This is a genomic window from Sphaerisporangium rhizosphaerae (genome assembly GCF_042665155.1).
Taxonomy (GTDB): domain Bacteria; phylum Actinomycetota; class Actinomycetes; order Streptosporangiales; family Streptosporangiaceae; genus Sphaerisporangium; species Sphaerisporangium rhizosphaerae.
Map to the genome: position 1 here is coordinate 336736 of NZ_JBHTCG010000001.1, position 22262 is coordinate 358997.

Consider the following 22262-nt stretch of genomic DNA (forward strand, 5'->3'; position numbering starts at 1 on the left):
AGGGCCGCCACGTGTCCCCCCGGCTCTGCCGGTGTCCCGTGAACCCCTCCCCGGTACACCGGCCCTCCCCTTGCCGACGCCCCGAGCCGTTGGGCGCCTGGCATCAAGGTTCCACGCGCCGCTTGCAAGTCACTTAAAGCCCGCTTGACACATATGCCACCAAGCACCACATAGACGACTCGGGCCCCCGGCACCGCGCCGGGAAGACGATCCCGACCAGCGACCCGCACGCGACGACGGCGTGGTCCACGGCGCGCTCCTAGGCCCGCAGGCGGCGCGACACCACTCCCAGCAGCCGCCTGCCGGAGAAGTAGCCGAACCTGCGCGAGTCGACGCTGACGGCGGGGTTGTCGCCCAGCAGCACCAGGCAGTCCTCGGGGACCCGCGCGCCGAAACCGGCGGAGGCGTCCATCACCTCGGGAACCGGGTCGCCGGGGACGGCCACCGCCCGCTTGATGATCCACTGTCCGGGCGGCACCGGGTCCGTCATGACCACGACCTGGCCCGGGCGCACCGCGGACAGCGGCGTCCTGCGGACCAGCACGCGCTCGCCCGCCCGGTAGGTGGGCTCCATGCTCTGGCCGTGGATCGTCACCACCAGGAAGCGGCGCCGCAGCCACGCCCACATCGCGGCCAGCGCCAGCGCCACCAGTGCGGCCGTCGAGATCAGTCCCGTCACGACTCCCTCCCGGTGAGAGCGGCCGCGTCGTGGTGACCCTCCGGCTGGACGGGGGCTGCGTCGCGGTACTCCCCGAGCTCCAGGAGGGCCGCGTCGCGGCGTTCCTCGGGCGCCGAAGCCGCCGCACGACCCTCCGCCTGGACGGGGAGCCCGTCGCGGTAGCCCTCGGCCTGGAGGGTGAAGAGCTTGGCGTACGCGCCGCCGGCGAGCATCAGGTCCTCGTGGGTGCCGCGTTCGGCGACCCGGCCCTCTTCCAGCACCACGATGAGGTCGGCGTCGCGCACCGCGCCGAGCCGGTGGGAGATGAGCAGGCTGGTGCGGCCGGCCCGGAGGCTCCGCAGCCGCCGGTGGATCTCGTGCTCGGCCCGGGCGTCCAGCCCCGCGCTCGGCTCGTCCAGGATCATCACCTCGCAGCCCTCGCGGAACAGCGCCCGGGCGAGCGCCAGGCGCTGCCACTGCCCGCCGGACAGGACCACTCCGGTTGTGGGGTCGTCCTTGTCCATCTCGCCGAAGAAGGAGCGGCTGAGCATGGTGTCGTAGCCGCGCGGCAGGTCGCGCACGACCTCGTCCACCCCCGCCCGGCCCGCGGCGGCCACGACGCGTTCCCTGTCCCCCATGGCGGGCAGGTCGCCGAGCCCGATGTTCTCGGCGGCGGTGAAGTCCCAGGACATGTAGTCCTGGAAGACCGCGCCCAGCCGTTCCCTGAGGTCCGCGGGCTCCATGTCGCGCAGGTCGACGCCGTCCCAGAGGATGGAGCCCGACGTCGGCTCGTAGAAGCGGCACAGCAGCTTCACCAGCGTGCTCTTGCCCGCGCCGTTGAGACCCACCAGGGCCACACACGACCCGTGCGGGATGGTGAGGTCCACGCCGCGCAGGATCCACGGATGGTCGTCGCTGTAGCGGAACCATACGTCGCGCAGTTCGATGTCGCCGCCCCTCGGGGCCGGCCTGGGACGCGCCGGCCGGGGCAGGTCGGGCCCCATCCGCTCCAGGGTCAGATAGTGGCCGAACATGAGCAGTTCCTGGTGGGTGTAGGCGGCCTGCTCGGCCAGCGAGCCCACCGCCGTCTGCACGGCGGCCACCGCGACCACGAACATGGACACGTCGCCCACCGTGCCGTCGCCGTTCAGCGCCGCGTTGATCGCCAGGATCAGCCCGAGACCGGCCGCGACCGCGCCGGCGAGGCTCAGCGCCGACTGCGTGACCAGTTCGCGGCGGTCGAGCCTGCGGTGCTCCGCGTTCGCCCGCACGCGCTCGGTCCTCATCCGCCCCTGCAGGAAGGGTCCGAGCCCGAAGAGCCTGATCTCCTTGGCGGCCTGCACGTCGGTGAGCAGCCGCCCGTAGAACATCTCTCTGCGTTCGATGGGGCTGATCTGCCACATCACCTGGGCGCGCCGGCGGCTGAGGGACAGCTCCGCGATCAGCGTGGGCAGGGCGGCGCCCAGGACGGCCACGGTGGCGACCGGACTGATCACCGCCAGAGAGACGACGAATCCGAGCACCATCACGGCGCCCTGCGCGATGCCGAGCGCCCCGTCGGCGATCTGGCCGGAGGTGTGGCGGGCGGCCTGGTCGGCCATGCGCAGCCGGTCCAGGAAGACCGGGTCCTCGAACCTGGCCAGCCCGGTGAACCCGTTGACCTTCGTGTACAGCCGGTCCTGCGCCCGCAGGGCGGTGGAGCGTTTCAGCTCGTCGCGCAGGTACCGCCGGGTCTGCGGCAGCGTGAGCGTCAGCGCCCCGAGGGTCACCAGGGCGACGGCCGCGGGCAGCACCGCGGACCGGTCGCCGGCGAGCCCGTCCAGGACGATCTTGGTCAGCCAGGCGGCCGCGACGGGGACGGCCGCGGCGAGCAGGGAGACGGCCACGTGGCCCGTCAGCAGCAGCGGCCCGGCCTCCCAGCTCAGCCGCAGCGCCGCGCCGAGCTCTCGCGCGCGGGACCGGACGCCTTGCTCCCCGCCGGTCATACCGTGATCGGCGCGGTCAGGGCGGACAGGTCGAAGCGCGCCGCCGCGATGGACGCCTCCGGGCCCACCAGGCAGAACGTGGGGAAGGCCCGCACTCCGAAGGCCGAGGCCACCGGTCCTTCGTGGTCCTCCACGACCACGCGGGTCACCTCGGCGAGCGCGAGGACCATGGGGTCGGACTCCTCGGCGCCGGCCACCACGGCCAGCACCCGGTCCCGTCCGCCGCGCAGCGCCCCGGCGTGGGCGAGGAACCCCGGCAGGGCGGCGCGGCACGGCTCGCAACCGGGCGAGAAGAATCCGACGACCGCGCCGGCGTCCAGCATGGCCCGGGACACCGGCTCATGGTGGACGGTGCCGGCGGTGAAATCTCCGATGGGCGAACCCGGCGCGGGCAACCGTCCGGCGGGCCCCATTCCGGACAAGTCATCAAGCCTTTTCGTGTGTTCCCTTATTCGCCGCACCAAAGCGAGCGTCATCAGAAGATTCAGCCCGCAGAGGATGCTCAGCACGATCGCGACCGCGGTCAAATAGGGCACTGCATCCGGTCCTCTCTGAAGGTGTTCCGCCGGCCGGGCGGACCCGGCCGGCGGAGGCGGATTCTCGGACTACGGGCAGGGATCAGCGGAGAAGGACGGGGTCGGACACCTACGGGCGGTAGAGGCAGGCGTCACAGATGACCACGTTGCTGTCGGGGTAGTAGCAGCAGTATCGGGAGTGCCGGCCGCCGCACTGCTCGTACCAGCAGGACGCGGCCTCCGCCCGACCCTTGGGAACCATGACGCCCAGGAGCCGGTCGGCCAGGGAACCGATTTTTCTCACGATCGTTCACCCCTTCTGTGAAGACCGAAACCGAATTCACGGTCACGAGCGATTGTTGAGCGCCGCCGTAGGGGTGGAGTAGAAGAGGCGTAGACATTCTGTTCAAGGACCACGTCCGGATGGAGATCCGCTTGGCGCCGATGAGGTTTCGCTGCCTTGGGCCGCTGGAGGTGTGGGACGGCGAACGCTGGGCGTCCCCGAGCGGCGGCAAGGCCCGGGCGGCGCTCGCCGCCCTGATCGTCAGGGCGGGACGGCATACTCCGGCGGATCACCTGGTGCAGGACCTGTGGGGCGACACGCCCCCGGCCTCGTGCCGCACGCTGGTCCGCGGCTACGTCCTCGCGCTCCGGCGGCTGCTCGGCGACCGCGGCGCCGAGGTCATCCAGTACCGCAACGGCGGCTACCGGCTCAACGCCGGGCGCAAGGCCATCGACGCGGCCTGCTTCGAGGACCTGTGCGACGAGGCCGGGCGACTGCGCGCCCGCGGCGAGCTCGGGCGGGCGCACCAGGTGGTGGAGCAGGCTCTGTCGCTGTGGCGGGGCCCGGTGATGGAGGACGTGCCGGTCACCTCGTCGGTGGCCACCTACGCCGACATCCTGGGCGAACGCCGGCTGACGGCCCTCGAATGGCGCATCGAGGGCGATCTTCGCGGCGGCCGGGCCGAGGGCCTGGTCGAGGAGCTGGTGAGCCTGGTGGCCGAGCAGCCGTTCCGCGAAGGGCTCGCGGTCCAGCTCATGCGCGCCCTGCACCTGTCGGGACGGCGTCCGGAGGCGCTGCGCTTCTTCGCCGGCCACCAGCGGCGGCTGCGGGAGGATCTCGGCGTCGGCCCCGGCCCCGAACTGCGCCGGGCGCACGAGGAGATCCTGCTCGACGAACGGCCCCGCCTCCCTGGACGGCCGCCGGTGCCCGGCACCGCCCGGCCCCGCCCGGGCGCGCCCGCCGGCCGCGGGGCGGACGCGCCGCGGGACGAGGGGCCGGTGAGCGGGGAGGGGCCGCAGGGGGCCGGGGTTCCGATGCAGACCCCGGCCTGTCCTGCCGACTTCACCGGGCGCGAGGAGCTCGTCGAACGCTGGACGGCGGCGCTGGCCGCGGACGGCCCCCGGGCGCTGCGGACCCTCGCGATCTCCGGCCGGGCGGGGGTCGGGAAGACGACTCTGGCCGTGCACCTGGCGCACCGGCTCAGGGACGACTACCCCGACGGCCAGTTATGGGCGGACTTCTCCGGCGACGTCGCGCCCGTCACCGTCCTCGGGCAGATCCTGCGTTCGCTCGGCGTGCCCGGCCCGTCGGTCCCCGAGCCGCTCGACGAGCGCGTCCTGCTCTACCGCAGCCTGCTCGCGGGCCGGCGGGTCCTGGTGCTGGTGGACAACGCCGACGCCGAGCCGCAGATCCGGGCGCTCCAGCCGGGGTCGGCCGGCTGCGCGGTCGTGGCGACCAGCCGCAGACGGCTGCTGGGCCTCGCGTCGGCGTCCTTCGTCGACCTGGACGTCCTCGGCCCCGACGCCGCCATGGACCTGCTCTCCAAGATCGTGACCGACGGCCGGGTCCAGCGGGAGCCCGCCGCCGCGCTGGAGATCGCCGAGCTGTGCGGCCGGCTGCCGCTCGCCGTGCGCATCGCGGGCGCCCGCGCGACGGCCCGCCCGTCCTGGCCGCTCTCGGCGTTCGCGGCCGAACTCCGCGACGAGACCTCACGGCTTGACCGGCTCAAAGCGGGTGATCTGGACGTCAAGGCGGCCATCGGCGCCTCCTACGCGGGCCTGGACGAGCCGCACCGCCGGTTGTTCCGGCTGCTCGGGCTGCTCGACGCCCCCGACTTCCCCCAGTGGGCCGCCGCCGCGCTGACCGGCGCCCCGCAGCGGCTCGCGCAGGACCGGCTGTACGCCCTGGCCGAGGCCCGGCTGGTGGACGAGGTCGGCCCCGACGCGGCCGGGCGGGCGCGTTTCCGCCTGCACGACCTGATCCGCATCTTCGCCCGCCACCGGGCCGAGACCGAGGACGACGCCGCCACCCGGCGCGCGGCACTGACGCGCGCACTGGGCGGCTGGCTGCTGCTCGCCGAGGAGGCCGATTCGCGCCTTCCCGCGCGGACGGTGGCCGAGTTACGCCCGGCCGCGTCCCGCTGGCGACCGGACGCGGCCGACGACCCCGACGGCGGCGACGGCGGGCGCCGCCTCGATCACCCTGACGGCGCGGACGGCACGGACCGCGCCCATCACCTCGACGGCGCGGATCACGCGCACGGGGTCCATCGCCTCGACGGCGCGGATCACGCCCATCGCCCTGACGGCGCGGACGGCGTCGAGGCCATGGTGGGCGATCCGTTCACCTGGTTCGAGGCGGAGCGGCGGGCGATCGCCGCCGCGGTGCGGCAGGCGGCCGCCCTCGGCGAGACGCCGTACGCATGGGGTCTGGCGGCGGCCGCCCAGGGGTTCTACGAGCTGCGCGACACCCCCGAGGGCACCTGGACGCACCGGCTGGCGCTGGCCGCCTGCCGGCGGGCCGGGGACCGCCTGGGCGAGGCCGTCATGCTGCGCAACCTCGCCGACCTGCACTCCGGCAAGTCCGGAACCGCCCCCGGCGACAAGCTGGAATCGGCCGGCGCCGCCACGGAGATCTTCCGGGAGCTCGGCGAGCGGCGCGGCGAGGCCGACGCCCTGTACCTCTGCGGCGACGCCCACCGGATGCGCGGCGACCACGACCTGGCCCTGTCCCGGCTGCGCGAGAGCCTCGCCATCGCCCGGGCCTGCGGCTATCCCCTCGGCGAATTGCACGTGCTGCAGCAGTTCGCCATCATCGACAACGAGCGCAGCCGCTTCGAGGAGGCGCGGGCCCATGCCGAGCAGGCCATGGCCATCGCGCGGCGGCTCGCCAGCCCCCGCGACGAGTCCGTCGCCCGGGCGCTGCTCGGCGTGATCCACAAGCGGTGCGGCCGGTTCGCCGAGGGCGGCGAGCAGCTGCGCGTCGCCGTCGCCAAGGCGCAGGCCTCCGCGGACCCGTTGCTGGAGGCCATGGTGCTCGCCCACCTCGGGCAGCTGTACGCCGACCACGGCCATCCCGACGCCCGCGCGACGCTGGAACGCGGCCTGGCCCGCAGCGCCGCCTGCCACTACGACTTCGGCCGCGCGATCGCCCTGCACGGGCTCGGCCGGCTGGAGACCGCGGAAGGGCGTCCTGATCAGGGCATCGACCGGCTGCACGCCGCCGCCGCGCTCTGGGAGCGCCTCCAGCACGCCTACGGCAAGGCGCGCACGACGGCGGCGCTCAGCGAGGCCTACACCAGGAACGGCGACCTGCCCGCCGCGCGCCGCACCCTGATCGCCGCGTGCCGGCAGTACCGCGACCTCGGCGACGAGAAGGAGGCCGCACGCCTCAGCGCCCTGCTCTGGGAGAGCATCGAGGCCCCTCTCTGACCCCCGCCGACCACGCCGGCGCACGCGCCGCACCGGACGCGTGCCAGGGCGCGCCGCTGGAACCCGGGCCGTGCGCTTGTCCTCGGCGTCTCGGGCGGTACGCCCCGCGTGCCCTGCCGGGTAGGTGGGACGGCAGCCCGGCCGGGGACGTGTCACGGTGCGCCGCCGCGCGGCCCCGGTACGGCGCCCGCGCCGTACCGGGGCCGCGGGTCAGGACTCGTGGTCGGCGGAGGCCGGGACGGGCTGGTCCCCCTCGACGGGGACCACGCGGCGCACGACCACCGTGCTGATGCGGTTGCGGCGGCCGGCCGTGCTCTCGGCGGTCAGGCTCAACCCGTCCACCGTCGCCTGCGAACCGGCGATGGGCACCCGGCCCAGGGCGTGGGCCAGCAGGCCGCCCACCGTGTCGACGTCCTCGGCCTCCAGCTCGATGTCGAACAGCTCGCCGAGCTCGTCCACCGGCAGCCGCGCCGTCACCCGGGCGCTGCCGTCCTCCAGCCACTCCACCCGGGGCGCCTCCTGGTCGTACTCGTCGGCGATCTCACCGACGATCTCCTCCAGGACGTCCTCGATGGTGACCAGGCCGGCCGTGCCGCCGTACTCGTCGATCACGATGGCCAGGTGGATCTGGCGCGCCTGCATCTCGCGCATCAGCTCGTCGATCGGCTTGCTCTCGGGCACGTAGGTCGCCGGGCGCATCAGCGAGCCGATCTTCTCGCCCTCGGCGTCGCCGTCCGCCGAAGCCTCGTGCACCCGCCGGACGACGTCCTTGAGGTAGGCGATGCCGACGACGTCGTCCTCGTTCTCGCCGACCACCGGGATGCGTGAGAAGCCGCTGCGCAGCGCCAGCGACAGGGCCTGGCCGAGGGTCTTGCCGCGCTCGATGAACACCATGTCGGTGCGCGGCACCATCACCTCGCGGACCAGGGTGTCCCCCAGCTCGAACACCGAGTGGATCATCTGGCGCTCGTCCGGCTCGATCACCCGGCGCTCCTCGGCCAGGTCGACCAGGTCGCGCAGCTCGGCCTCGGAGGTGAACGGGCCCTCGCGGAAGCCCTTTCCGGGGGTGAGGGCGTTGCCCAGCATGATCAGCAGTTTGGGCAGCGGCCCGAAGATGCGCGTCAGCCCGTACACGATCGGCGCGCTCGCCAGCGCCACCGGCTCGGCGTGCTGCCGGCCGAGGGTGCGCGGCGAGACGCCCACGATGACGTAGCTGATCACGATCATGACCCCGGCCGCCACGGCGTACGCCTGGCCCTTGTCGCCGAGCCAGTCGATGCACAGCAGCGTCACGATCACCGTGGCGATCAGCTCGCAGCTCAGCCGGAGCAGCAGCAGCAGGTTGAGGTAGCGGGGCGGGTCGGCGACGATCGCCTGAAGGCGCTGCGCCCCCCGGCGGCCCTTGCGCGCGAACTCTTCAGCGCGCACCCGCGAGATGCGCGCCAGAGCGGTCTCCGCGCTGGCCAGCAGGCCACCGAGGAAGATCAGAAGGATGGCCGACAACAGCCATCCGCTGGGGGAACTCACGGCTCCCGCCGCACCTCCCGCCACGCGTCGAGCAACTCGCCCTGGAGCCCGAACATCTCGGCGTGCTCCTCGGGCTCGGCGTGGTCGTACCCGAGAAGGTGCAGGATGCCGTGCGTGCAGAGCAGCTCGAGCTCCTCACGGGTGCTGTGACCGGCGTCCGCGGCCTGCTTGGCCGCGACCTGCGGGCACAGCACCACGTCGCCCAGCAGCGCCGGGTCGAGCGGGGCGTCGACGTCCTGACGCGAGCCGCCGGGGTTCGGCCGAAGCTCGTCCATCGGGAACGCCAGGACGTCCGTCGGCCCGGGCTCTCCCATCCACTGCTCGTGGAGCTGCGACATCGCCGCCTCGTCCACGACCAGGATGGACAGCTCGGCCAGCGGATGGATGCCCATGCGGCCGAGCACGTGACCGGCCAGCTCGACGAGCGAGGACTCGTCGACCTCGACGCCCGACTCGTTGGCCACCTCGATACTCATGGTGTTCGTTATCTCCCCCGCGGGCGCTTGGCGCCCTTGATGTCGGCCGGCTCGGCGGTGGCCTCGTCGTAGCGGCTGTAGGCGTCGATGATGTCGCTCACCAGCTTGTGCCGCACGACGTCCGCGCTCGTCAGCCTGCAGAAATGGATGTCCGGGATACCTTCGAGGATATCCTGGACGACCTTCAGGCCGCTCTGTTGCCCGCCGGGCAGGTCGATCTGCGTGACGTCGCCGGTGACGACGATCTTGGCGCCGAAGCCCAGGCGGGTGAGGAACATCTTCATCTGCTCCGGCGAGGTGTTCTGCGCCTCGTCCAGGATGATGAACGCGTCGTTGAGCGTGCGCCCGCGCATGTAGGCGAGCGGGGCGACCTCGATCGTGCCCGCGGCCATCAGGCGCGGGATGGAGTCGGGGTCGAGCATGTCGTGCAGCGCGTCGTAGAGCGGGCGCAGGTAGGGGTCGATCTTCTCGTAGAGCGTGCCCGGCAGGAAGCCCAGCCGCTCGCCCGCCTCGACCGCCGGCCGGGTGAGGATGATGCGGTTGACGTCCTTGTTCTGCAGCGCCTTCACCGCTTTGGCCATGGCCAGATAGGTCTTGCCGGTGCCCGCGGGCCCGATGCCGAACACGACGGTGTGCTTGTCGATCGCGTCGACGTACCGCTTCTGGTTCACGGTCTTCGGCCGGATCGTGCGCCCGCGCGAGGACAGGATGTCCAGCGACAGGACGTCGGCGGGGCGGCCGGAGCTCATGCGCAGCATGGCGATGCTGCGCTCGACGGCGTCGGCGGTGAGCTGCGCTCCCGATCGCGCCAGCTCGACCAGCTCCTCGAAGAGGCGGACGACCAGGCCGCTCTCCTCAGGGCTTCCGCTGATCGTGATCTCGTTGCCGCGGACGTGGACGTCCGCGCGGAACGCGGCCTCGATGACCCGCAGCAGCTCGTCGCGGGAACCGAGGATGGTCACCATCGGGTGCTCGTCGGGGATCACCACCTTGGCCTGCGTGCGCGACGGGCCCTTGGTTCGAGGCGGTTCGCTTGTGGTCCGCGCGCCGTTGGGCGCGCTGCGGGGTTCGTATGACTCGGACATGGGCGGCCCTTGCGGCCTGCTCGCCTCCCGGTCTTGTGCGTCGTCGGTCGCGCTCGTGCGGCTTTCGGCCCGGTGCTGCGTCCCGACCGCGCGGTTGATTACCCCATGGTATCCGGGCCGGGCTCAGCCCGGTGGCCACTGGAGGCCGCGGCCGCCCAGCACGTGTCCGTGCACGTGGAACACCGTCTGACCGGCCTGTGGCCCGGTGTTGAACACCAGGCGGTACCCGGTGTCGGCCACGCCCTCCTGCACGGCGACGTCGTGCGCGGCCTTCAGCACCGCGTCGGCCAAGCCGTCGTCGGCGGCGGCCAGCGCCGCGGCGTTCTCGTAATGCCCCTTGGGGATCACCAGGACGTGCGTCGGCGCCTGGGGATTGACGTCCCTGAAGGCCAGCGTGCGCTCGGTCTCGTGGACGACCGCGGCGGGGATCTCCTTGGCCACGATCTTGCAGAACAGGCAGTCTGTCACGCCCGCATGGTAGTCACCTCTGTTGCCAATCGGTAATACCGAGGAGGTCCCGCGGAAAGATCCGCGCGGCTAGGGTTGGTGTGCGACACTTCAGCGTCAGACAGCGGTCAGTGTCGGCCAGGCCATCGGCGAGGACACAACTGGGTCATGCCCCCTAAAGAATCGCCAGAGCGTAAACCCTCTGGAAAGGCCGTGCGTCCAACAGATGTGACCACCGAGACCCTCGTGGCCGAAAGGTCGCTGGGGGCGGTGCCCGTCGGATGGGACGCCGACATGGCCGTGACGGCGCTTTACAGCGCCCACTATCGGTCTCTTGTGCGTCTCGCCATGCTGTTGGTGCGCGATACCGCGACCGCGGAGGAAGTCGTGCAGGACGCGTTCGTCGCCCTCCATGGGGCGTGGCGCCGCCTGCGCGACACCGACAAGGCACTCGCCTACCTGCGCCAGTCGGTCGTCAACCGATCGCGCTCAGTGCTCCGCCACCGTGCCGTCGTGGAGAAGTACGCCCCCAAGGGGCTGCCCGACGCGCCGAGCGCGGAGAACGGAGCCATAGGAGAGCTCGAGCGGTCCGCCGTGATCGAGGCACTGCGCGGTCTTCCGACCAGGCAGCGCGAGGCCTTGGTGCTGCGTTACTACGGCGACCTCTCCGAGGCCGAGATCGCGCACGCCATGGGCATCAGCAAGGGCGCGGTGAAGAGCCACACCGCCCGCGGCATGGCCGCACTACGCACGACACTGGAGCAATTGTCATGACCGAGTCCCCCGACGAGTACGGCGAGGTCCTGCGCCGTGTCTTGCGCGCGGAGGCGGATTCTGTCGTGCCCTCCGCGGAAGGATTGCAGATCATCCGCACCCGCATCGAGCAGCGCGGCGTGCGGGGCATCTTTTGGTGGCGAGCCGCCGCCTCGGCGTTCGGCGCCGTCCTGGTGGCCGCCGCCGTGGTGATGTTCGTGCCGGGCCTGAAGGTCCAGATCGGCACCGGCCAGCACATCATCCAGGTGCAGTACGACACCTCACCTCCCGACGAGTCGAGCACGCAACGCCCGCCGAACGGCGTCCACTCGTCGTCGGCGGTCGTCGGCTCGCCGACGTCGCGGCCGGCCGCCTCGCCCAGCGGGACGGCGCCGGCGGTCCCCTCGCCCTCGGTGACGGCGTCGCCGGGCAACGACTGCGCCACCGCCGCGCCCACCGCCGTGGAGCCGGACGCGTCGGACTCGCCGCAGCCCTGTGCGGAGCCCACGGCCACCGAGTCGCAGCCCGACCGGACGACCGAGCCGCGGCCCACGCCGAGCCGCCAGAGCACGACGCCCACGCCCACGCGGACCGCCTCGGCCACCCCCAAGCCGTCTCCGAGGCCGACGGTGGAGCAGCCGACCCCGACCGCCTCCCAGGCCCCCAGCGACCCCCCGGCGCCCACGGCCACCCCCTTGATGACCACCGAGGCCGACAGCAGCACGAACACCTCCCAGGAGTAGCCGCCGTCCCGACCAGGGCACGGCGGCTCCTCCCGGCCCGGCGCCGGTCCAAGGCCGACGCCCTCACGAGCAGGGCTCTTCTGGTGAGCCGGGCTTTCGACGAGCCGGGCTTTCGATGAGCCCGCGCCGCCTGTGGGCGGGTGCTTCTCGCCGGCGGGGGCGGTGTCAGCGGGGGCGGCGTCCGGGAGAGTTCACCAGCGGCCTGAGCGGGTGAGCAGGACGGCCGCGGCGGCGACGCCGGCGGTCGAGGTGCGCAGCACGGTCGGGCCGAGCAGGGCAGGGGCGGCGCCGACCTCCTGGAACCGCTTGATCTCCTCGTCGGTGATGCCGCCCTCGGGGCCGACCACCACCACCATGTCGCCGCTCGCCGGCGGCTCCAGGCGCGACAGCGGCACGACGGCCTCCTCGTGCAGGACGGCCGCCGCGGCGGCGCCGCGCAGCAGTGCCGCCACCTCGGCCGTGCTCGCCTGCTCGGCGACCTCGGGCAGGTGGAACCGCCGGGCCTGCTTGGCGGCCTCGCGGGCCGTGGAGCGCCAGCGCGCCAGCGACTTGGCGGCGCGCTCGCCCTTCCACTGGGTGACGCACCGGGCAGCGGCCCACGGGACGATGACGTCCACGCCCGCCTCGGTCATCATCTCGACCGCCAGCTCGCCCCGATCGCCCTTCGGCAGCCCCTGGACGACGACCAGGCGCGGGTCGGGCGCGGGCACCACGCGGCGGCCGACGACCTCCAGCCGCAGAAAGTCCTTCCCGGCGTCGCGCACGGCGCACTCGGCCACCGCGCCCGCGCCGTCGGTCAGATCAACCCTTTCACCCGCCCTCAGCCGCCGCACGGTGGCGGCGTGCCGCCCCTCGGGGCCGCCGAGGACGATCTCGTCACCGGACAGGTCGTCGGCCAGGAAAACCGGGACGCTCATCGGCCGTTAAAAGCGTCCCGGAGGCGTGAGAAGAAGCCCTGCTGGCCGGGCGCGAACTTGCCCGGCGGGCGCTCTTCGCCACGCAGCTTGGACAGCTCCTTGAGCAGCTCCTCCTGGGCGGCGTCCAGCTTGGTGGGGGTCTCGACGTTCACGTGGATCAGCAGGTCGCCCCTGCCGGTCTCGTTGAGCCGCTGGATGCCCCGCCCGTACAGCGGGATGACCTGACCCGACTGGGTGCCGGGGCGCACGTCCAGCTCTTCGGCCCCGTCGAGCGTCTGCACGGTGAGGATCGTGCCGAGCGCCGCCGCGGTCATCGGGATCTGCACCGTGCAGTGCAGGTCGTCGCCGCGCCGCTCGAACGTGTCGTGCGGGCGCTCGACGATCTCGAGGAACAGGTCGCCGGGCGGGCCGCCGCCGGGGCCGACCTCGCCCTCGCCGGCGAGCTGGATGTGGGTGCCGTCCTCGACGCCGGCCGGGATGCGGACCTTGATCGTGCGCCGGGTGCGCACCCGCCCGTCGCCGGAGCACTCCTGGCACGGGTGGTGGATGACCGAGCCGAACCCGCCGCACTGGGGGCAGGGCCTGGCGGTCATCACCTGGCCGAGGAACGACCGGGTGACCTGGGAGATCTCGCCGCGGCCGTGGCACATGTCGCAGGTGTCGGGATGGGTGCCGGCCGCCGCGCCCGACCCCTGGCACACCTCGCACAGCACGGCGGTGTCCACGACCAGCTCGCGCGTGGTGCCGAACGCCGACTCGGCCAGGTCGAGCTCGACCCGGATGGTGGCGTTGCGCCCGCGCCTGGCCCGCGAACGGGGGCCGCGCGCGCCGCCTCCGCCGCCGAAGAAGGCGTCCATGATGTCGCTGAACGGGAACCCCGCGCCGAAGCCCGCCGCGCCGGGGCCGGCCGCTCCGGCGCCGCCGAAGGGATCGGCGCCGAGATCGAACATCTGGCGCTTGCTCGGGTCCGACAGGACCTCGTACGCCTGATTGATCTCCTTGAAGCGCTCCTGCGTCTCGGGATCGGGGTTGATGTCAGGGTGGAGCTCACGTGCGAGGCGGCGATACGCCTTCTTGATCTCGTCCTGAGTGGCGTCACGGCGCACCCCGAGGATGCCGTAATAGTCGCGGGCCACTTAGGATCCCGCCAGGATCTGGCCGACATAGCGTGCCACTGCGCGCACCGCTCCCATCGTCACCGGGTAGTCCATTCGCGTCGGGCCCAGCACTCCGAGCCGGGCCAGTTCATTGTCGCCCGAACCGTACCCGGCGGCGACGATCGAGGTGCCGTGAAGCCCGGAGTAGGGGTTCTCCGAGCCGATGCGCACGGTCAGGGCGGAGTGGTCGTTCGCCTCGCCGAGCAGGCGCATGAGCACGACCTGCTCCTCCAGCGCCTCGAGCACCTCGCGCAGGCCGACGCTGAAGTCGCCCGCGAGATTCGCCGCGCCGGCGAAGACGATCTTCTCGTCGTGCCGCTCGACCAGGGTCTCCAGCAGGACCGACAGGATCGTCGTCGCCATCGGCCGGTCGCCCTCGGGCAGCCGTTCGGGAAGGTCGGCGACCGTCTCGGCCACCCGGCCGAGCCTGCACCCGTCGAGGCAGGCGTTCAGCAACGCCCGCAGGTGGGCGACCTGGTCGTCGGCCACCACGTCCGGCAGGTCGACGACCCGCTGCTCGACACGGCCGGTGTTGGTGATCACCACGAGCATGATGCGCCGCTCGGCCAGCGGCACCAGCTCGACGTGCCGGACCGTCGAGCGGATGAGCGACGGGTACTGCACCACGGCCACCTGGCGGGTCAGCTGCGCCAGCAGCCGCACGGTGCGGGTCACGACGTCGTCGAGATCGACGGCGCCCGCCAGGAACGTCTCGATCGCACGGCGCTCGGCGGCCGACAGCGGCTTGATCTGGGACAGCCGGTCGACGAACAACCGGTAGCCCTTGTCGGTGGGGACCCGCCCCGCGCTGGTGTGGGGTTGTGTGATGTAGCCCTGCTCCTCGAGCACGGCCATGTCGTTGCGCACGGTGGCGGGCGAGACCCCCAGATTGTGACGCTCCGCCAATGCCTTCGACCCGACCGGCTCGTTGGTGGACACGAAATCCTCGACAACGGCGCGCAGAACGGCCAGCTTGCGTTCATCGAGCAACGTGCTCACCTCCCTGCCTCGCGTTCGTGCCTGCGTAAACGCCTGGTCTGGCACTCAGTGTTCCCGAGTGCCAAGTGTACGGCCACGGGCCTCAGGGTGCGATAACTCAGACCGCACCACCCTCCCCACTCTCCCGCGAATCGGCCCCACTCCGCCCATCCGCCGACTTCTTTCCACCACCGGACGAATGGAGCACGTGCCCGGGCGGCCGGATGCCCGGGCGGTGACAAGTGGGTTGCTATTCGCCGGCAAGTCATCTGATCCAGACTCGGTTCATGAGCGAGAACGATCCCCGCCTGACCGACGCGACGAGGCGACCGCCGCGTCCGGACTCTTCGGGTCCGCAGGTCACGCCTCCCCCGCCGCAGAGCGCTCCGCCCGGCTCGGGCCCCGGCCCGCACGGCCCCGCCTCCGGCGGCCCGCCGTACGGCGCTCCCGCCGGGCCCTCACCCTACGGCGCGCCCGCCGGCTCATCGCCCCACGGCGCGCCCGCCGGCGGGCCGTACGGCGTCCCAGGCGGCCCCTCGCACGGCGGTCCTTCGCACGGCGGGCCCTCCCATGGCGGGCCTCCCTACGGCGGGACGTCCTATGGCGGGCCTTCGCCTTCGTACGGGGGCCCCTCCTATGGCGGGCCCGCGTCCGAGGCGGCGCACCCGCTCTACGCCTCCCCCGCGCCCGCCGCGCCCGGACCGGTGCGGCCGCGGGTGCTGTGGATCGTGCTCGCCTGGCTCGTCGCGGTGATCTGCGGCGTCGTGGGCATCGTGGGTTTCGCCGGCGGCCTGTTCAAGACCATCACCGACGCGGCGCCCACGCAGACCTTCCAGAGCGGCGGCAGCGTGTCGGTCCCCATGGACCCCGCGGACAAGCCCATCCTGTACGCCTCCGCGTCCGGGCCCACCGACATCAACTGCCTCGCCGTGGACGGCGCCGGCAAGAAGGTCGATCTCACCTCGCCCAAGGCGTCCCAGACGGTGTCCGCCGACGGCCGGGTGTGGGAGGCCGTGTTCGACATCGGCGTGCCCGCCGCGGGCACCTACAAGGTGAGCTGCCAGGCCGAGGCCGGCAAGCAGGTGCTGTTCGGGGTCGGCAAGTCGCTGACCGCCGACACCGGCGCCCTCGCCGGAGGCGTGGCCTCGCTGTTCCTGATCCCGCTGGCCGGGTTCCTGCTCGCGGTCGTCACCACGATCGTCGTCCTGGTGCGGCGCGGCCGGAACCGCAAGCGGCGGGCGGCGGCCGCAGCCCCCTACGGCGGCGCGTGGCCGCAGGGCGCACCGCCACAGGCATGATCTTTGCTAGCGTGCCCAGGTATGCGGGACTACGGACGGGACGTGCTGGCCGGAGACTGGCGGAGGCCGCTGCGCGGCAAGATCCCCAAGGTCCCGGCCGAGCTCGACCTCGTGGTGGAGGACGCCGAGGGGGGCTTCTGCGGCGCCGTGGTGGCCTGTGACAAGGAGGCCGTCACCCTGGAGGACCGCTTCGGGCGGCGGCGGGTGTTCCCGCTGGCGCCCGCCGCGTTCCTGCTGGAGGGCAGGCCGGTGACGCTGGTGCGCCCGGCGCCGGAGGCCGCGTCCACGGGGCCCGGCCGCAGCGCGTCCGGGTCGATCGCCGTCGAGGGGCTGCGGGCGCGTGTCGCCCGCGAGAGCCGCATCTACGTCGAAGGCGTGCACGACGCGTCCCTCGTGGAGAAGATCTGGGGCCACGACCTGCGGGTGGAGGGCGTCGTCGTCGAGTACCTCGAGGGCGTGGACGACCTGCCCGCCATCGTGGCCGAGTTCGAGCCCGGCCCGGGACGGCGCCTCGGCGTGCTGGTCGACCATCTGGTCCCCGGGTCCAAGGAGAGCCGCATCGCCGCCCAGGTCTCCTCTCCGCACGTGCTCGTCGTCGGGCACCCCTTCGTGGACATCTGGGCCGCCGTCAAGCCGTCCGCCGTCGGCATCCGCGCCTGGCCGGAGGTCCCGCGCGGGATCCCGTGGAAGGAAGGCGTGATCGAGGCCCTGGGCTGGCGGCTGGAACCGGCGGAGGCCTGGCGCCGCATTCTCGGCGCTGTCCGGACTTACACTGACCTCGAGCCGGAGCTTCTGGGCCGGGTAGAGGAGCTGATCGACTTCGTGTCGACCGAGGAGACGCCATGAGCCACCCTCCGAACGACCCCGAGACCAACGCCCCTCACCCCCGCTCCGATCCCCCCACCACACCGGCCGACCCCCTCGACTCCGAACTCCCCACCACCCCGGCCCCCCACCCGGACCCCGAGCCGCCCACCGTCCGGCACGCCGATGCCCCGTCGGACGCCGACGCGCCCCGGCAACCCGGCTTCGAGCCCCCCGCCGACCAGGCCGGCGAGGTGTCCTCCACCGCCCCACCGGCCAAGGACCGCGAGTCCGAAGCTCCCGGCGCCCCCGCCGAAGCCCCCACCTTCGAACCGCCCGCCACGCCCGTCCAGGAGTCTGGAATCGTGTCCTCCGCCACGCCGGCCGACCGCCCTCGCGACGAGCCCGCCGGGTACGGCGCGGAGCACCGGGACGCCGGCGCCGCCGAGCACGGGTACGCGCCACCCCCGCCCTACCAGGCGCCGGCATACGAGCAATCCGGTTACGAGCAACACGGCTACGGACAGTCCGGTTACGGACAGCCTGGTTACGGGCAGGCCGGCTACGGACAGCCCGGCTACGGACAGCCGGGGTACGGGCCGGCGGGGTACCCGGGCGGGCCGCACGTCCCTGGCAGGTTCGGGCCGCGCCCGGGGTCGGACGACACGACCCTGGCGATGCTCGCCCACCTGCTCGGCCTGCTGACCTCCTTCCTCGGCCCGCTCATTCTGTACCTGGTCAAGAAGGATGAGTCGCCCTACGTCCGCGACCAGGCGGCCGAGGCGCTGAACTTCCAGATCACGCTCTTCATCGCCTACGCGGTCTCCGCCGTCCTGGTTCTGGTGATCATCGGAATACTGCTGATGATCGTCGTCGGCATCGGCTCGCTGATCTTGATGATCATGGCGGCGGTGGCGGCCAACCGCGGCGAGAACTACCGTTACCCCGTCAACATCCGCTTCATCAGCTGACTCCTACCGAACCGCTGATCGCCCGCTGGGCCCCGAGTCGCCCTTCAGTGCACATGCCTGCCCCTCGCCGGTCAGGTGAGGTCTCGGATGAGGGCGTCGGCCAGCAGGCGGCCCTTGAGGGTGAGCACGGCTCGGCCGCGGGTGAAGGGCCCGGGTTGCAGCAGGCCGTCCGCCAGGGCGCGGGCGACGGCCGGGCGGGCGGGCGGCGCGATCTCGGCGAGGGGGAAGCCGGAGTCGAGGCGCAGTTCGAGCATCAGCCGCTCGACCTTCTGGTCGTCCTGTGACAGCACCTCGCGCGCGTGACCCGGCGATGCGCCCGCCGCCAGCCGGGAGGCGTAGGCCGCCGGGTGTTTGACGTTCCACCAGCGCGTGCCGCCCACGTGACCATGCGCGCCGGGACCCACACCCCACCAGTCGCCGCCGGTCCAGTAGAGGAGGTTGTGGCGGCAGCGCGCCTGCTCGGAAGCGGCCCAGTTGGACACCTCGTACCACGAGAAGCCGGCCTGCGACAGCATCTCGTCGGCGATGACGTAACGGTCGGCGGCCACGTCGTCATCGGGCATGGGCAGTTCGCCCCTGCGGATGCGCGCGGCCAGGCGGGTGCCGTCCTCGACGATCAGCGAGTACGCCGAGACGTGGTCGGGCCGCGCCTCGATGGCCGCGGCCAGGGACGCGCGCCAGTCGTCGTCGCTCTCGCCCGGCGTGCTGTAGATGAGGTCGAGGTTGACGTGCGCGAACCCGGCGTCGCGGGCCTCGCGCACGGCCTGGGCCGGGCGGCCGGGGGTGTGCCGCCGGTCCAGGACGGTGAGCACGTGCTCGGCCGCGCTCTGCATGCCGAAGCTGACGCGGGTGAACCCGCCGGCGCGCAGCCGCTCGAGGGAGGCGGGATCGACCGACTCGGGGTTGGCCTCGGTGGTGACCTCGGCGCCCGGCGCCAGCCCGAACTCGCCGTCGATCACCCGGAGGATCTCGGTGAGATCGCGGGCGGGCAGCAACGTCGGCGTGCCGCCGCCGAAGAAGACGGTCTCCACCGCGAGCTCGGCCTCACCCAGGACCCTGCGGGCCAGCCGGATCTCCTCGATCGCGGTGGCCGCGTAGTCGGCGCGCGAGGCCCCTGGGCCGAGCTCGGCCGCGGTGTAGGTGTTGAAGTCGCAGTAGCCGCAGCGGGTGGCGCAGAACGGCACGTGGACGTAGAAGCCGAAGGGCCGCGAGCCGAGGCCCTTCAGGGCTTCGGCGGGCAGCTCACCCGAGGTGGGAACGGCGTCGCCGTCGAGAGGTACGGAAGGCACGCCCCCAGTCTGCCGCCCGCGGAGGCGTGCCCCCGCACCGCCTGTGGACAGGTCACGGACGACGCAGGGGAGATGTCCCCGATGTCCGGCCTGCCGGCCGCTGCCTGTGGACAACCGCGGGGCTCTGGGAAAAGGCCGCCCCGTCGCCCCTCGCGGTGGGCGGCGGGGCGGAGGTCACTTCTTGGCGGCCTTGTCGGCGGCGCTGCCGCTCTCGGTGGAAAGGGCGGCGACGAACGCTTCCTGGGGGACCTCGACGCGGCCCACCATCTTCATGCGCTTCTTGCCTTCCTTCTGCTTCTCCAGCAGCTTGCGCTTACGGCTGATGTCACCGCCGTAGCACTTGGCGAGAACGTCCTTGCGGATGGCGCGGATGTTCTCACGGGCGATCACGCGGGCGCCGATCGCGGCCTGGATGGGCACCTCGAACTGCTGGCGCGGGATGAGGTCCTTGAGCTTCTTGGCCATCTCGACGCCGTAGGCGTAGGCCTTCTCGCGGTGGACGATGGCGCTGAAGGCGTCGACCGCCTCGCCCTGGAGCAGGATGTCGACCTTGACCAGGTCGGCCTCCTGCTCGCCGGAGGGCTCGTAGTCGAGCGAGGCGTATCCGCGGGTGCGCGACTTGAGCTGGTCGAAGAAGTCGAAGATGATCTCGCCGAGCGGCAGGGTGTAGCGGATCTCGACGCGGTCCTCCGAGAGGTAGTCCATGCCGAGCAGGGATCCGCGGCGGCTCTGGCAGAGCTCCATGATCGCGCCGATGTGGTCGGCGGGCGAGAGCAGCGTGGCCTTCACCACCGGCTCGTAGATCTCGGCGATCTTGCCGGCCGGGAACTCGGAGGGGTTGGTGACGACGTTCTCCTTGCCGTCCTCCATGATCACCCGGTAGATGACGTTGGGGGCGGTGGAGATCAGCGAGAGGTTGAACTCGCGCTCCAGCCGCTCGCGGACGATCTCCATGTGGAGCAGGCCGAGGAAGCCGCAGCGGAACCCGAAGCCCAGGGCCGCGGAGGTCTCGGGCTCGTACACCAGCGCCGCGTCGTTGAGCCGCAGCTTGTCCAGGGCCTCGCGCAGCTCGGGGTAGTCGTCGCCGTCGATGGGGTAAAGACCGGAGTACACCATGGGCCTCGGGTGCTCGTACCCGCCGAGGGCCTCCTGCGCCGGGCGCGCGGTGGTGGTGACGGTGTCGCCGACGCGGGCCTGCCGGACGTCCTTCACGCCGGTGATCAGGTAGCCGACCTCGCCGACGCCGAGCGACGTGGAGGGCACCGGCTCGGGCGAGATGACGCCGATCTCCAGCGTCTCGTGCGCCGCCCCGGTGGACATCATGATCGTGCGCTCGCGCTTGGAGAGCTGCCCGTCGATGACCCGGACGTAGGTGACCACGCCGCGGTAGGTGTCGTACACCGAGTCGAAGATCAGCGCCCGGGCCGGGGCGGCGGCGTCGCCGACGGGGGCCGGCACGTGCGCGACGACGTGGTCGAGCAGCTCGCGGACGCCCTCGCCGGTCTTGCCCGACACCCGCAGCACGTCCGAGGGGTCGCAGCCGATGAGGCCCGCCAGCTCCTCTGCGTACTTGTCCGGCTGGGCGGCCGGCAGGTCGATCTTGTTGAGCACCGGGATGATGTGCAGGTCGGCGTTCATCGCCAGGTAGAGGTTGGCCAGCGTCTGGGCCTCGATGCCCTGCGCGGCGTCGACCAGCAGCACCGCCCCCTCGCACGCCTCCAGCGACCGCGACACCTCGTAGGTGAAGTCGACGTGGCCGGGCGTGTCGATCATGTTGAGCACGTGCCCGTCCCAGGGCAGCCGGACGGCCTGCGACTTGATGGTGATGCCGCGCTCGCGCTCGATGTCCATGCGGTCGAGGTACTGCGCGCGCATCTGCCGGGCGTCGACCACACCGGTCAGCTGCAGCATCCGGTCGGCAAGCGTCGACTTGCCATGGTCGATGTGCGCGATGATGCAGAAGTTGCGGATCAACGCGGGGTCGGTCTGGCCAGGGTGGATGCGCACCGGGGTCCGTTTCGGCAGGATTGACGATGGATCGGGAGGCTGGCGGGCCAGCCGCCACCCATGGTGGCACGCCCGGGTGGTCACCCAGGCAGCGTCACCCGGACAGCAGATGCGCGGCAACACACGCCCGGAGCCGCCGGCCGAATGGGCCCGCCGGCCACGCGGGCGTGTCGGTGCCGCGCTTCGCCCTCCAGTTTACCGGGCACCAAGACCGTCGAGCTCGTCACTGCGCTAGGATGACGGCGCAGGCGTATGCCATGGTCTGTCGATTTGAGGGCGGCCACGGCATGTTGGTAACCTGTTCACCTGCGTGTGGCGCGCCCTCTCTGCCCGCGCGCCCCATCCACCGACTTTCACCGAGGCTTCTTCGTGGCGAACATCAAGTCCCAGATCAAGCGCAACCGGCAGAACGAGAAGGCCCGGCTGCGCAACAAGGCCGTCAAGTCCTCCCTGAAGACGGCGGTCCGCAAGTTCCGCGAGGCCGCCGAGCAGGGCAAAGCCGAGGACGCGCTCGTCCTCATGCGCGCCGCCTCGCGTCAGCTCGACAAGGCTGTCAGCAAGGGCGTCATCCACAAGAACCAGGCGGCCAACCGCAAGTCCGCCATCGCCAAGCGCGTCGCCGCTCTGCAGACCGCCGAGTGATCCGCTCGGGCGTCCGCCCGAGCGATCAGGCAGTCCCGCACGTACGGGCATCCCACAACGCCGTGTCCAGATAGGACGCGGCGTTTTGGCATGCCCGCCCTCCGCCGTGCGTGTACCTCCTAGGTGTACGCCGCCCGCGGCACGGGCCAACCGCCGTCCGCCAGCGTTACACCTGGGATTGTCCCGATTTCGGTATAACACGGCCGTTGCCAGGTGATATCGGGTCCGTCACCTTCCCTTCCCCATAGCCCTTACCCCACAAAACCGCTCGTAAGGTGCATAAGACGCGAACGGCG

General features: G+C 72.2%; 20 protein-coding genes. 7 read left to right on the forward strand and 13 right to left on the reverse strand.

The window, feature by feature from the left end; all coding sequences use genetic code 11:
- Window positions 1-259: 259 nt before the first annotated feature.
- From ACFQSB_RS01420 to ACFQSB_RS01435, 4 genes are all read right to left on the reverse strand, one after another.
- Window positions 260-679, reverse strand: coding sequence for a S26 family signal peptidase (locus ACFQSB_RS01420; protein ID WP_380823838.1), 420 nt, complete (start codon window positions 677-679; stop codon window positions 260-262).
- Complete coding sequence (locus ACFQSB_RS01425) at window positions 676-2643, reverse strand: ABC transporter ATP-binding protein (RefSeq protein ID WP_380823839.1); 1968 nt, start codon at window positions 2641-2643, stop codon at window positions 676-678. Before ACFQSB_RS01425 ends, ACFQSB_RS01420 begins: the two co-directional genes overlap by 4 nt.
- A complete protein-coding gene (locus tag ACFQSB_RS01430) occupies window positions 2640-3119 on the reverse strand; it encodes a TlpA disulfide reductase family protein (RefSeq protein WP_380824050.1) in 480 nt (159 codons plus the stop codon). Before ACFQSB_RS01430 ends, ACFQSB_RS01425 begins: the two co-directional genes overlap by 4 nt.
- A gap of 169 nt (window positions 3120-3288) precedes the next feature.
- Window positions 3289-3462: a hypothetical protein gene (locus ACFQSB_RS01435; RefSeq protein ID WP_354835033.1), complete on the reverse strand. Its 174-nt coding sequence runs from the start codon at window positions 3460-3462 to the stop codon at window positions 3289-3291.
- A 119-nt stretch (window positions 3463-3581) separates the two neighbouring features.
- Here ACFQSB_RS01435 and ACFQSB_RS01440 point away from each other — a divergent pair, with 119 nt between their 5' ends.
- Entirely contained in the window at window positions 3582-6872 is a 3291-nt protein-coding gene (locus tag ACFQSB_RS01440) for an AfsR/SARP family transcriptional regulator (protein WP_380823840.1), read from the forward strand.
- Between the two features lie 210 nt (window positions 6873-7082).
- Here the strand turns inward: ACFQSB_RS01440 and ACFQSB_RS01445 are convergent, their stop codons facing one another.
- From ACFQSB_RS01445 to ACFQSB_RS01460, 4 genes are all read right to left on the reverse strand, one after another.
- A complete protein-coding gene (locus tag ACFQSB_RS01445) occupies window positions 7083-8399 on the reverse strand; it encodes a hemolysin family protein (RefSeq protein ID WP_380823841.1) in 1317 nt (438 codons plus the stop codon).
- A complete protein-coding gene (gene ybeY / locus ACFQSB_RS01450) occupies window positions 8396-8875 on the reverse strand; it encodes an rRNA maturation RNase YbeY (protein ID WP_354835039.1) in 480 nt (159 codons plus the stop codon). The genes ACFQSB_RS01445 and ybeY overlap by 4 nt, the downstream gene beginning before the upstream one ends.
- Window positions 8876-8883: 8 nt before the next feature.
- Window positions 8884-9960: a PhoH family protein gene (locus tag ACFQSB_RS01455; RefSeq protein WP_380823842.1), complete on the reverse strand. Its 1077-nt coding sequence runs from the start codon at window positions 9958-9960 to the stop codon at window positions 8884-8886.
- Between the two features lie 123 nt (window positions 9961-10083).
- Complete coding sequence (locus ACFQSB_RS01460; protein WP_354915359.1) at window positions 10084-10428, reverse strand: histidine triad nucleotide-binding protein; 345 nt, start codon at window positions 10426-10428, stop codon at window positions 10084-10086.
- 273 nt (window positions 10429-10701) lie between these two features.
- Here ACFQSB_RS01460 and ACFQSB_RS01465 point away from each other — a divergent pair, with 273 nt between their 5' ends.
- Both ACFQSB_RS01465 and ACFQSB_RS01470 read left to right on the forward strand, forming a co-directional pair.
- Complete coding sequence (locus ACFQSB_RS01465) at window positions 10702-11181, forward strand: SigE family RNA polymerase sigma factor (protein ID WP_354835444.1); 480 nt, start codon at window positions 10702-10704, stop codon at window positions 11179-11181.
- The gene (locus tag ACFQSB_RS01470; RefSeq protein ID WP_380823843.1) at window positions 11178-11903 is read left to right on the forward strand and encodes a hypothetical protein; all 726 of its coding nucleotides are present in this window, start codon (window positions 11178-11180) and stop codon (window positions 11901-11903) included. Before ACFQSB_RS01465 ends, ACFQSB_RS01470 begins: the two co-directional genes overlap by 4 nt.
- 191 nt (window positions 11904-12094) lie before the next feature.
- Here ACFQSB_RS01470 and ACFQSB_RS01475 read toward each other — a convergent pair whose 3' ends face one another.
- The 3 genes from ACFQSB_RS01475 to hrcA are packed head-to-tail and all read right to left on the reverse strand — an operon-like array spanning window position 12095 to window position 14967.
- Window positions 12095-12820 (reverse strand): 16S rRNA (uracil(1498)-N(3))-methyltransferase, encoded by a 726-nt coding sequence (locus ACFQSB_RS01475; RefSeq protein ID WP_380823844.1) that lies wholly within the window; start codon window positions 12818-12820, stop codon window positions 12095-12097.
- On the reverse strand, window positions 12817-13956 hold the full coding sequence (gene dnaJ, locus ACFQSB_RS01480; RefSeq protein ID WP_354835047.1) for a molecular chaperone DnaJ: 1140 nt from the start codon (window positions 13954-13956) through the stop codon (window positions 12817-12819). Before dnaJ ends, ACFQSB_RS01475 begins: the two co-directional genes overlap by 4 nt.
- A complete protein-coding gene (hrcA, locus tag ACFQSB_RS01485) occupies window positions 13957-14967 on the reverse strand; it encodes a heat-inducible transcriptional repressor HrcA (protein ID WP_354835049.1) in 1011 nt (336 codons plus the stop codon).
- A gap of 275 nt (window positions 14968-15242) precedes the next feature.
- On the opposite strand from hrcA, the gene ACFQSB_RS01490 reads away from it, so the two are divergent.
- The 3 genes from ACFQSB_RS01490 to ACFQSB_RS01500 are packed head-to-tail and all read left to right on the forward strand — an operon-like array spanning window position 15243 to window position 18028.
- The gene (locus tag ACFQSB_RS01490; protein ID WP_380823845.1) at window positions 15243-16253 is read left to right on the forward strand and encodes a hypothetical protein; all 1011 of its coding nucleotides are present in this window, start codon (window positions 15243-15245) and stop codon (window positions 16251-16253) included.
- 21 nt (window positions 16254-16274) lie between these two features.
- A complete protein-coding gene (locus ACFQSB_RS01495) occupies window positions 16275-17099 on the forward strand; it encodes a DUF3097 domain-containing protein (RefSeq protein ID WP_380823846.1) in 825 nt (274 codons plus the stop codon).
- Window positions 17096-18028, forward strand: a complete 933-nt coding sequence (locus tag ACFQSB_RS01500) for a DUF4870 domain-containing protein (protein ID WP_380823847.1) — start codon at window positions 17096-17098, stop codon at window positions 18026-18028. Before ACFQSB_RS01495 ends, ACFQSB_RS01500 begins: the two co-directional genes overlap by 4 nt.
- A 71-nt stretch (window positions 18029-18099) precedes the next feature.
- Here ACFQSB_RS01500 and hemW read toward each other — a convergent pair whose 3' ends face one another.
- Both hemW and lepA read right to left on the reverse strand, forming a co-directional pair.
- Window positions 18100-19317: a radical SAM family heme chaperone HemW gene (gene hemW, locus ACFQSB_RS01505; RefSeq protein WP_380823848.1), complete on the reverse strand. Its 1218-nt coding sequence runs from the start codon at window positions 19315-19317 to the stop codon at window positions 18100-18102.
- A 174-nt stretch (window positions 19318-19491) separates the two neighbouring features.
- On the reverse strand, window positions 19492-21324 hold the full coding sequence (lepA, locus tag ACFQSB_RS01510; RefSeq protein WP_380823849.1) for a translation elongation factor 4: 1833 nt from the start codon (window positions 21322-21324) through the stop codon (window positions 19492-19494).
- 369 nt (window positions 21325-21693) lie between these two features.
- Here lepA and rpsT point away from each other — a divergent pair, with 369 nt between their 5' ends.
- Entirely contained in the window at window positions 21694-21966 is a 273-nt protein-coding gene (rpsT, locus tag ACFQSB_RS01515; protein ID WP_380823850.1) for a 30S ribosomal protein S20, read from the forward strand.
- Window positions 21967-22262: the final 296 nt, after the last annotated feature.

Bases quoted from the DNA above. Each gene is read 5' to 3' on its own strand.
- ACFQSB_RS01425 (WP_380823839.1), bottom strand. From the start codon at position 2,643: ATGACCGGCGGGGAGCAAGGCGTCCGGTCCCGCGCGCGAGAGCTCGGC.
- ACFQSB_RS01430 (WP_380824050.1), bottom strand. From the start codon at position 3,119: ATGACGCTCGCTTTGGTGCGGCGAATAAGGGAACACACGAAAAGGCTT.
- ACFQSB_RS01440 (WP_380823840.1), top strand. From the start codon at position 3,582: ATGGAGATCCGCTTGGCGCCGATGAGGTTTCGCTGCCTTGGGCCGCTG.
- ybeY (WP_354835039.1), bottom strand. From the start codon at position 8,875: ATGAGTATCGAGGTGGCCAACGAGTCGGGCGTCGAGGTCGACGAGTCC.
- ACFQSB_RS01455 (WP_380823842.1), bottom strand. From the start codon at position 9,960: ATGTCCGAGTCATACGAACCCCGCAGCGCGCCCAACGGCGCGCGGACC.
- ACFQSB_RS01465 (WP_354835444.1), top strand. From the start codon at position 10,702: ATGGCCGTGACGGCGCTTTACAGCGCCCACTATCGGTCTCTTGTGCGT.
- ACFQSB_RS01470 (WP_380823843.1), top strand. From the start codon at position 11,178: ATGACCGAGTCCCCCGACGAGTACGGCGAGGTCCTGCGCCGTGTCTTG.
- ACFQSB_RS01475 (WP_380823844.1), bottom strand. From the start codon at position 12,820: ATGAGCGTCCCGGTTTTCCTGGCCGACGACCTGTCCGGTGACGAGATC.
- ACFQSB_RS01490 (WP_380823845.1), top strand. From the start codon at position 15,243: ATGAGCGAGAACGATCCCCGCCTGACCGACGCGACGAGGCGACCGCCG.
- ACFQSB_RS01495 (WP_380823846.1), top strand. From the start codon at position 16,275: ATGCGGGACTACGGACGGGACGTGCTGGCCGGAGACTGGCGGAGGCCG.
- ACFQSB_RS01500 (WP_380823847.1), top strand. From the start codon at position 17,096: ATGAGCCACCCTCCGAACGACCCCGAGACCAACGCCCCTCACCCCCGC.